The organism is Streptomyces sp. NPDC126497, assembly GCF_040302425.1.
Taxonomy (GTDB): domain Bacteria; phylum Actinomycetota; class Actinomycetes; order Streptomycetales; family Streptomycetaceae; genus Streptomyces.
The window spans coordinates 18,641-27,966 of sequence record NZ_JBEORT010000089.1; the positions used below are offsets into that span (position 1 = coordinate 18,641).

A 9,326-nucleotide genomic window follows, 5' to 3' on the forward strand; every position below is an offset into this window, starting at 1 on the left:
GGAGGCACGTTCCCCGGCACCGAGCGCCGGGGGCGGGCCCGTGACGAGCACCGCGACGAGGAGGCCCGGATGACCAGCGAGACGGAGACCGGCGGCGCCACCGGCACGCAGGACAAGGACTACAACCTGATCTGGTACGTCGAGGCGTGCCTGAGCAACGCACTGCGTCTGGAGGGCTACGTCCAGGACGCCGAACGGGCCGGGGACACCGAGGTCGCCGACCTGTTCCGCAAGGCCCAGGCGGACAGCCGCAAGGGCGCGGAACTCGGCAAGGGACTGCTGCGCGCACGCCTGGACGGCGGCTGAGCACGCCGCTCCGCCGGGCCCGGCCGTCGCGCGCGACCGCGGCGGCCGGGCCCGCGCCGTCGTCCGCCGTCCCGGGCGGCCGCCGCGCCACCGGTCGGCGCCGGCGGGCCCGAGCTCCGGGAGCGGCACCGGGAGCGCCCCGGACCCGTCCCGCCGCCCGTCGCCGGGCGGTCGCCCGGTCCGCGCGGCCACGGCGGCGCCCGCCGCTCCCCGGGCCGCCCTCTCACCCGACCGCCGCGCCCGGCGGCTCCCCGGGTCGCCGGACGCACGGACGCGCGGCAGCATGGCCCTCGTACGCACGCCACCGACGGGACGTGACCGGTGCCCGGGCGCCTGCGCCCGACGTCTCCCGCACAGGGGACGAGGGCGGGTGAATGACGCCGCGGCACCGGGTACCCGGGCTGCCCGCCAGGACCGGCCGGCGGCCGGAAGCGGTCGTGTTCCGGCCCGTCACCGGCCACGAGCAGCGCAAGGAGCCCACGATCATGACGGACGTTTCGAGCCGGGGACCCGCTCCGGGCGACGACCGCAAGGTACTCACCAACCGGCAGGGCCATCCGGTCTACGACAACCAGAACCAGCGCACCGTCGGCTCCCGCGGACCGGCCACGCTGGAGAACTACCAGTTCCTGGAGAAGATCAGCCACTTCGACCGGGAACGCATCCCCGAGCGCGTGGTGCACGCCCGCGGCGTCACCGCGTACGGCTACTTCGAGGCGTACGGGAAGTGGGGCGACGAGCCGATCTCCCGCTACACGCGGGCCAAGCTCTTCCAGGAGGAGGGCAAGCGCACGGACGTGGCCGTCCGCTTCTCCACCGTGATCGGCGGGCGCGACTCCTCCGAGGCCGCCCGCGACCCCCGCGGCTTCGCGGTGAAGTTCTACACCGAGGACGGCAACTGGGACCTCGTCGGCAACAACCTGGGCGTCTTCTTCATCCGGGACGCCATCAAGTTCCCCGACGTCATCCACGCCCTCAAGCCCGACCCGGTCACCTTCGAGCAGCAGCCGCGCCGCATCTTCGACTTCATGTCGCAGACGCCGGAGTGCATGCACATGCTGGTCAACCTGTTCAGCCCGCGCGGCATCCCGGCGGACTACCGCCACATGCAGGGCTTCGGCGTGAACACCTACAAGTGGGTGAACGCCGAGGGCGGGACCAAGCTGGTCAAGTACCACTGGATGCCCAAGCAGGGCGTGCGCAGCATGACCGTCGAGGACGCGTCGAACGTCCAGGCCGGCTCCCTCGGCCACGCCACCAAGGACCTCTACGAGGCGGTGGAGCGCGGCGAGTACCCCGAGTGGGAGCTGCTCGTCCAGATGATGGACGACCACGAGCACCCGGAGCTGGACTTCGACCCGCTGGACGACACCAAGACCTGGCCCGAGCAGGACTTCCCGCCGAAGCCGGTCGGCCGCATGGTGCTGGACCGGATGCCGGACAACTTCTTCGCCGAGAACGAGCAGATCTCCTTCGGCACCGGCGTCCTCGTCGACGGCCTGGACTTCTCCGACGACAAGATGCTCGTCGGCCGGACCTTCTCCTACAGCGACACCCAGCGCTACCGGGTCGGCCCGAACTACCTGCAGCTGCCGGTCAACCAGGCCAAGAACGCCGAGGTGCGCACCAACCAGCGCGACGGCCTGATGACGTACCACCAGGACGGGGCGGGCGAGAACCCGCACGTCAACTACGAGCCGTCGATCACCGGCGGCCTGAGGGAGGCCCAGTACCCGACCCACGACGAGCAGGGCCCGGAGGTCCGGGGCCGGCTCACCCGCAAGCGCATCGAGCGCACCAATGACTACCTGCAGGCCGGCCAGCGCTACCTGCTCATGGAGGACTGGGAGCGCGACGACCTGGTGAAGAACTTCGTCGATCTGATCTCGCAGTGCGACCGGCCGGTCCAGGAGCGCATGGTGTGGCACTTCCTGCTGGTCGAGAACGACCTCGGGCGCAGGGTCGGCGAGGGCCTCGGGATCATGCCGGAGGACGTCGCCCACCTGGAGCCCCTGGCGAGCCAGGACCTCACCGAGGAGGACCGCAAGCGGCTGGCCAGCCTGGGCGACAACCCGCCCCGTGACGTGGAGGGACTCACCATGACCCACTGCGTCCCCGACGAGCGGCACGTGGTGACCCGCTAGGAGCGGTCCGCCGACCGCGCCGCCGCGAGCACCCGCCCGGCGTAACCGCGTCCGAACAGCACGGCGTGCACCAGCAGGGGGAACAGCTGGTGCACGCCGACGCGCGTGCGCCACCCGTCGGCGAGCGGTGCCACCTCCCGGTAGCCGTCCAGCACCGCGTCCAGATGGGGGCAGCCGAACAGGGCGAGCATCGCGAGGTCGGTCTCCCGGTGCCCGCCGTGGGCGGCCGGGTCGATCAGCCGGACGTGTCCGTCGGCGCCCCAGAGCACATTGCCGTTCCACAGGTCGCCGTGCAGCCGCGCGGGCGGCTCGGCGGGCCCGGCGAGTTCCGGCAGCCGCTCGCAGACCCGCTCGACGACACCCGCCTCCCCGGTGGTGACGGCGCCGTCGTCGACCGCCCGGCGCAGATACGGCAGGACCCGGTGCTCGGCGTACCAGCCGGGCCAGTCGTCGCCGGTGACGTTGCGCATCGGGGCGAGCCCGATGAACGCCTCCACCGGGCCGCCGGGCGGCGGTGCCCCGAAGGCCGGCGCGCCGGCGGCGTGCAGCGCGGCCAGCTCCCGGCCGAAGCGCAGCGCCGCGTCCCGTCCGGGCGGGCCCTGCGCCACCCGGTCGACGACCAGCCGGCGCGCGTCGTGACCGTGCACCGCCGGCACCCGCACCGCCCCGGCCCCGGCCAGCCAGCGCAGCCCCGCCGCCTCGGCGCGCACGGCCCCCGCGCCGTCGGCGCTCTTGACGACCACCACCCGGCCGTCGTCGAGGACGACCTCGGCGAGCGAACCGGACAGCGTGCGCACCCCGGCCGCCCTCCGCCCGGTGAACCGGGCCGCCACGGCCCCCGGCCCGTCACCGTCGCGGTCCGGCGGGCCGGGGAACGGACTCATGGGCGGGCTCCTCACCTGCGGGCGCGCGGACGAGCGGTCGCGCCCAGGGTACGGGCCCCGCGGCGGTCCGCGTGCACCGCCGGCCGGTCACGCGGGACGGTGAAATCCCGGTGGCCGCCGATCGAAGGAAACCGCGCCGGGGGAGCACTCGGAGCATGACGAGTTCATCGTTCCAGCGCACCCTCACCCTGCCCGCCGCGCTGTGCGAGCAGGCCGCACAGCATCTGGAGCAGGCGGCCAGGCGCACCGTCGACGGGGCCGGAACCCCGCTGAAGGCGTTCCGCGCGGCCGCCGACGGCGACTGCACCCTCCCGGTGTCCGTGGTGGAACAGGCGGCGGGCTGCCTGCTGGTCCTGGCCGCGGAGACCGCCCAGACCGTCCGTCCCTCGGCCCTGCGCGCCGTCATCGGCGTCGCCCTGCGCCTGCGCGACGCCGTCCACGCCGTCCATCAGCCCGCGCTCACCACCCGCTTCTGGTGAGGGTGCGCCGAATGGCCCCCGCCCGGCGGGGAACCCGGCGCACCCCACCACCCTCACTCCCAGGAGAAGGCATGAGTCTGTTGCGCGTCCTCGGCCGGCCGATGCTGGCGTCGATGTTCGTCGCGGGCGGGCTGGATTCGGTCCGCAACCCCCAGAACGTCGCCCCGGTCGCCGAGTCCGTCGTCAAGCCCGTCACCGACCGCGTCGCGGTGCTGCCGGACCGCACCGAGGACGCCGTGCGCCTCAGCGGCGCCGTCCAGGTCGTGGGCGGTCTGCTGCTGGCCACCGGACGCCTGTCCCGCCCGGCCGCGCTCGCCGTCGCCGTCACGCTCGTGCCCACGACGCTGGCCGCCCACCGCTTCTGGGAGGAGGAGGACCCCGAGCAGCGCATGCAGCAGCGCATCCACTTCCTGAAGAACCTGTCCATGCTCGGCGGTCTGCTGATCGCCGCCGACGACACCGGAGCCGCCCCCTCGCTGCTCTGGCGGAGCCGGCACGCCGCGCAGGACCTGCGGCGCGACGCCCGTCTCGCGCGCCGGTCCTTCCGCGCCGGGGCCAAACCCGCCGCGGCGGCCGGCCGGGTCCGGTCCAAGCTGCCCCGCTGACGGGCCGGACCGCGTTAGCTCCCCGGCGGCCGGGGGACCCGTGGGCGGGTGGACCCGGCCGGGTGCCACCACGAACCGGAGGTGAAGGACATGGGACACGGAGGCAACGTCATCGACGAACTGGTGACCGATCACCGGGAGGTCGAGGAACTCTTCGGCAAGATCGAGGAACTGCCGCCGGGCCACAAGGACCGCAAGGTGTACGCCGACCAGGCCACCATCGAGCTGATCCGGCACTCGGTGGCCGAGGAGGCCTACCTCTACCCGGCCGTGCGGGAGCACGTGGAGAACGGGGACGCGCTGGCCGACCGCGAGCTCGAGGACCACGCCACGGCCGAGCGGACGATGAAGGACCTCGAGGGCCTCGACGCGGGCGACCCCGAGTTCGACCGGCTCATCGGCATGCTGATGAGCGAGATCCGCGAGCACGTCGCCGACGAGGAGCAGAACCTGTTCCCGATGCTGCGCGCCTCCTGCTCACCGGAGGCGCTGGACCGGCTCGGTGACAAGATCCGGCAGGCGAAGAAGACGGCCCCCACCCGACCGCACCCGGCCGCCCCGGACAAGCCCCCGGCGAACAAGCTGCTGGCGCCGGGCGCCGGGATGGTGGACCGGGTCCGGGACGCGCTGAGCGGACGCGGGAAGCTCGACTGACGCGGGGGCGCGCAAGGGGCATGCGGGGCGGGGGCGGGCCCGGCGGTCCGACGCCGGGCCCGCCCCCGCCCCCGTCCGTCCCCGGTCGTTGTGAGCAACCACACTCGCGCCCCAAGTCCCCGCCCGCACCGTCCCCTTGACGCCCGCACCCCCGTGATCCCCGGTCGCTCGGAAATGACTCGGCCGTCCCTTCTGCCACGATGGGCCGCGCCCTGTCCGGGTGACGGGAGCCGCCGCGCAGCGCAGCCGGCGTTCCGCTTCCCGCACCCCTTCGTTGAGTCCTCCGACTCGTCCTTCCGAGTGGCGCCCCTGTGTCTTCCCCGCCCGCCCCCGCCCAGCCCGGATCCCGCTCGCCCTGGCGCTCCCTGCGGCACCGCAGCATGCGCTGGTGGTCCGTCGCGAACTTCGTGTCGAACGCCGGCACGTGGATGCAGCTCACGGTGCAGAACCTGCTGGTCCTGCAGATCACCGGATCCGCCGCCGCCACGGGTCTGTCCATGTCCGTGCAGGCCGCCCCGGCCCTGCTCATGAGCGTCCTCGGCGGCGCGGCGGTCGACCGCTGGCCCCGGAAGCCGACGGCCGCCGTCAGCCAGGCGCTGCTGGCCCTGATCGCGTTCACCACGGCCACCCTGGTGGCGCTCGGCCGGCTCGACATGACGTCCCTGATGGTGCTGGCCGCCGTCACCGGCGTCGTCGCCACCGTCGACAACCCGGCCTGTGCCCTGCTGGGCAACGACCTCGTCCCCGCCGAGGACGTGCCCTCCGCCATCGGTGTGGGCGCGCTGGTGTTCAACGCGGGCCGGCTCGCGGGCGCCGCGCTCGCCGGCGTGACCGTCGGGTTCCTCGGCACGGCCGCCGCCTACTTCGCCAACGGCTTCTCCTTCCTGTTCGTGACCGCGGTCATTCCGTTCCTGCGTCCGGCGGCGGGAGCGGTCCGGCAGGTCGTCGAGAAGGGCGCGCGCCCGCGGAGCGCCATGACCGTCCGTGAGGGACTCGCCTTCTTCGTCCGCCGGCCCCGGCTGCTCGCGCTCGCCGGGGTCACCGGCGTCAGCGCGGTCTTCGGCCGCAACTACGGGCTCACGCTGGCCGTCCTGGTCACCGGGCCGCTCGCGGGCGGCGCCGGGGCGTTCGGCACGGTGTCCACCGTCCTCGCGGTCGGTGGCATCCTCGGCGCGGTGCTCGGCGCGCGGCTGCGCAGGCCGTCCGTGCGGCTGGTCGGCGCCCTCGCGGCGACGGGCGCGCTGCTGCAGGTGGTGGCGGGGATGTCACCGTCGCTGGCGGTGCTGCTGGTGCTGGTCCTGCCCATGGCCGTCGTCGAGTCCGTCTCCGACACCGCCGGGACGGCCGTCCTGCAGACCGATCCGCCCGCCCATCTGCGCGGTCGCGTGCTCGGCGTCTGGGGCAGCGTCGGCACCGTGTGGAGCCTGGGCGGCCCGCCCGCCCTGGGCCTCCTCATGGAGCTGGCCGGCCCGCGCGGCGCCCTGATCGCCGGCGGTCTGGTCATCGCCGCGTCGATCGCGACCGGCCACCTCCTCCACACCCGCCGCACCCGGATTCCGGCCGTCCTCCGCCCCGAGGCCCTGGAAACAGCGGCGTGAGCGGGACCGGCCCGTCCGGGGACGCAGCCCCCGGGGACGGGACGGAAAGGGGCGGCGGGGGGGTGGGGCGGAAGACCGTCCCGCCCCACCCCTTCCGCTCACCCGTCCGACGCCCGCAGAGCCACCGCCGCCGCCCGGGCCGCCCGCCGGGCCAGCGCGGTCGTGGACCGCCCGTCCAGATACGGCAGCACCACCGCCTGCCCGCCCCACGCCCGCAGCACCTCCGCCTCCGGCAGCTCCTGCACGGAGTAGTCCCCGCCCTTCACCCACACGTCGGGCCGCAACCGCCCCAGCACGGCCTCCGGCGTGTCCTCCTCGAACACCACCACCGCGTCCACGCTCCCCAGCGCCGCCAGCACCCGCGCCCGGTCCGCCACCGGCGTCAGCGGCCGCCCCGCCCCCTTCCGGCGCGTGACCGACGCGTCGGAGTTCAGGCACACGATCAGACAGTCGCCGACCCGCCGGGCACTCTCCAGCAGCCCGATGTGACCCGCGTGCACCAGGTCGAAGCAGCCGCCGGTGGCGACCACCGTCCCCCCGCGCGCCCGCACCCGCTCCGCCAGCTCGAACGCGTCGGCGGCCGGATCCCGCGCGGGCCCGGGCACGGCCGGCGCGCGCCACAGGTCCGGATTCCCCGCCCCGCCCGCCGCGACGAACGCCGCGGCCTCGGCGACCGCCCGCTGCAGCGCCTCCTCCGGGAGCAGCCCGTCGGCCAGCGCCGCGACTGTCGTCGCCGCGAAGCAGTCGCCCGCGCCGCACGGATCCCCCTCCGCCCGGAACGGCGCCGGGATCAGCATCGGCGTCCCCCCGCCCGGCCGGGTCAGCAGCACCCCGCGGTCCCCGAGCGTCACGGCGACACCCGCCGCACGCCAGCGCTCCGCCAGCTCCGCCCCGCGCTCCGCGAAGGCCCCCAACGACGCCCCGGACGCCCCCGCGTCCCCGGGCGCACCCGCGCACAGGGCGACCGCCTCCGCCGCGTTGGGCGTGACCAGGCGCGCCCCCGGTACCGGGGGGTCGCCCTTGGGGTGCGGGTCCCACACCAGCGGCGTGTGCCGGGCCGCGTCCTCCAGCTGGGGGCGCACGGCCCCGGCGGTGTGCCGCCCGTAGTCCGCGACGAGGACGGCGTGCGCGCCCGCGAGCGCCTCGCGCACCGCGTCGTCCGGCTCGCCCGGCGTCCCGCCGCCCCGGTCGATGCGCACCACGGGCCTCCCGCCCGCCAGCACCCGCGTCTTCACCGGCAGGGTGCCGTGCAGCGGCAGCTCGAGGAGCCGGACCCGGTCGCCGAGCTCCCGGCGCACGGCCTCGCTGTCCGGATCGTCGCCGAGCGCGGTCACCAGCACCACGTCCCGGCCGTCGCGGGCGGCGAGCGCGGCGGCCAGCCCGGCCCCGCCCGGATGCCGGCGGTCGGCGGTGACGTCGACGACCGGGGCGGGCGCGTCCGGGGCCAGCCGGGTCGCGACCCCCTCGATGTCCTCGTCGAGCAGGACGTCCCCCACCACCACCAGCGGCTTCGGACCGGTCATGACATCCTCCCGGGGACGGCCGCCGCACTGCGCGCGAGGGGCGCGGCCACGGCGGCGTCGAAACACTCGCAGAGCAGATGGACGGCGACCAGGTGCGTCTCCTGGACGGTCGCGGCGCTGCCGGCCGTCACGCACAGCGCCTCGTCCGCGGCCTCCGCCAGGGGGTTCGGGCCGGTCCCGGTGAGCGCCCAGACCCGCAGTCCGGCCCGCCGGGCGGTCACCGCCGCCGCGATCAGATTGGCGCTGCGTCCCGAGGTGGACAGCAGCATCAGCACGTCGCCGGGCCGCCCGTGGGCGGTCACCTGACGGGCGTACACGTGGTCGAAGCCGTAGTCGTTGCCGATGGCGGTGACGCTGGAGGTCTCCGCGTGCAGGGCGAGCGCCGAATAGGCGCGCCGCTCCCGGCGGTAGCGGCCGACCAGCTCGGCGGTCAGGTGCTGGGCCTGGGCGGCACTGCCGCCGTTGCCGGCGGCCAGCAGCCGCCCGCCGCCGGTCAGCACGGCGGCGAGGCGGCCGCCCCAGTCGGCGATCCGGGGCAGGCCGTCCCGGTGGAAGCCGTCGAGGGCCTCCTGGAGCGACCGGCAGTGCGACCGGGCGGCGTCGAGCGCGGGGTGTTCGGTCATGGTGTTCCGGGCGCACCGCCTCGGGGGGACGGCAGTGGGACCCGCACCTCCTTCCAGGGTCGGGTGCCGGCGGGTCAGCCGGCCCCGGTCGCGGCGGGCTCGGGGTCGAGGACCTCGCAGTACGCCTCCTCGGTGGCCGCGGCGATCCGCGCCCAGCCGTAGCGGCTGAGCACCCGGCGGCGGCCGGCCGCCCCGCACGCCCGACGGGCCGCCGGATCGGCGAGCAGGCCGGCCACGGCCCGGGCCAGTGCCCCGGGATCGCCGGGCGGCACCAGCCGGCCGGTGCCGGGGTCGGCGACCGTGTCGAGCTGACCGCCGACCGCGCTGGCCACCACCGGACGGCCGCAGGCCATGGCCTCCAGCGGGACGATCCCGAAGGGCTCGTAGTCGGCGGGGCACAGCACCACGTCGGCGGAGCGCAGCAGCGCCGGCACCCGCCCGGCGTCCGCCCCGCCGGTGAACCGGACCCGGTCGGCGACCCCGGCGTCCCGCGCGACGCCGCGCAGCCGG

10 protein-coding genes are annotated in these 9,326 nt (G+C 75.6%); 6 read left to right on the forward strand and 4 right to left on the reverse strand.

Features of this window, described 5'->3' with window-relative positions:
* The first annotated feature begins 69 nt into the window (after nucleotides 1-69).
* Together ABTY20_RS27935 and ABTY20_RS27940 are read left to right on the forward strand one after the other, a co-directional pair.
* A complete protein-coding gene (locus ABTY20_RS27935) occupies nucleotides 70-306 on the forward strand; it encodes a hypothetical protein (protein ID WP_351999824.1) in 237 nt (78 codons plus the stop codon).
* A 485-nt stretch (nucleotides 307-791) separates the two neighbouring features.
* Nucleotides 792-2,450 (forward strand): catalase, encoded by a 1,659-nt coding sequence (locus tag ABTY20_RS27940; protein WP_351999825.1) that lies wholly within the window; start codon nucleotides 792-794, stop codon nucleotides 2,448-2,450.
* Here the strand turns inward: ABTY20_RS27940 and ABTY20_RS27945 are convergent.
* On the reverse strand, nucleotides 2,447-3,334 hold the full coding sequence (locus tag ABTY20_RS27945; protein WP_351999826.1) for a fructosamine kinase family protein: 888 nt from the start codon (nucleotides 3,332-3,334) through the stop codon (nucleotides 2,447-2,449). The genes ABTY20_RS27940 and ABTY20_RS27945 overlap by 4 nt on opposite strands.
* Nucleotides 3,335-3,489: 155 nt before the next feature.
* On the opposite strand from ABTY20_RS27945, the gene ABTY20_RS27950 reads away from it, so the two are divergent.
* The 4 genes from ABTY20_RS27950 to ABTY20_RS27965 all read left to right on the forward strand — a co-directional run bounded on the left by ABTY20_RS27950 (nucleotide 3,490) and on the right by ABTY20_RS27965 (nucleotide 6,670).
* The gene (locus ABTY20_RS27950; protein WP_351999827.1) at nucleotides 3,490-3,813 is read left to right on the forward strand and encodes a hypothetical protein; all 324 of its coding nucleotides are present in this window, start codon (nucleotides 3,490-3,492) and stop codon (nucleotides 3,811-3,813) included.
* Between the two features lie 71 nt (nucleotides 3,814-3,884).
* Complete coding sequence (locus ABTY20_RS27955) at nucleotides 3,885-4,418, forward strand: DoxX family protein (RefSeq protein ID WP_351999828.1); 534 nt, start codon at nucleotides 3,885-3,887, stop codon at nucleotides 4,416-4,418.
* Between the two features lie 90 nt (nucleotides 4,419-4,508).
* A complete protein-coding gene (locus tag ABTY20_RS27960; RefSeq protein WP_351999829.1) occupies nucleotides 4,509-5,072 on the forward strand; it encodes a hemerythrin domain-containing protein in 564 nt (187 codons plus the stop codon).
* A gap of 380 nt (nucleotides 5,073-5,452) precedes the next feature.
* Entirely contained in the window at nucleotides 5,453-6,670 is a 1,218-nt protein-coding gene (locus ABTY20_RS27965; RefSeq protein ID WP_351999834.1) for an MFS transporter, read from the forward strand.
* A 98-nt stretch (nucleotides 6,671-6,768) separates the two neighbouring features.
* On the opposite strand, the gene rfaE2 is transcribed toward ABTY20_RS27965, so the two are convergent.
* The 3 genes from rfaE2 to ABTY20_RS27980 all read right to left on the reverse strand — a co-directional run.
* A complete protein-coding gene (rfaE2, locus tag ABTY20_RS27970) occupies nucleotides 6,769-8,193 on the reverse strand; it encodes a D-glycero-beta-D-manno-heptose 1-phosphate adenylyltransferase (protein WP_351999830.1) in 1,425 nt (474 codons plus the stop codon).
* Nucleotides 8,190-8,816 carry a D-sedoheptulose-7-phosphate isomerase gene (locus ABTY20_RS27975; RefSeq protein WP_351999831.1) on the reverse strand — a complete coding sequence of 209 codons (627 nt, stop codon included), beginning with the start codon at nucleotides 8,814-8,816 and terminating at the stop codon, nucleotides 8,190-8,192. Before ABTY20_RS27975 ends, rfaE2 begins: the two co-directional genes overlap by 4 nt.
* Before the next feature lie 74 nt (nucleotides 8,817-8,890).
* On the reverse strand, nucleotides 8,891-9,326 hold a 436-nt coding region (locus tag ABTY20_RS27980), incomplete at its 5' end, for a glycosyltransferase (protein ID WP_351999832.1).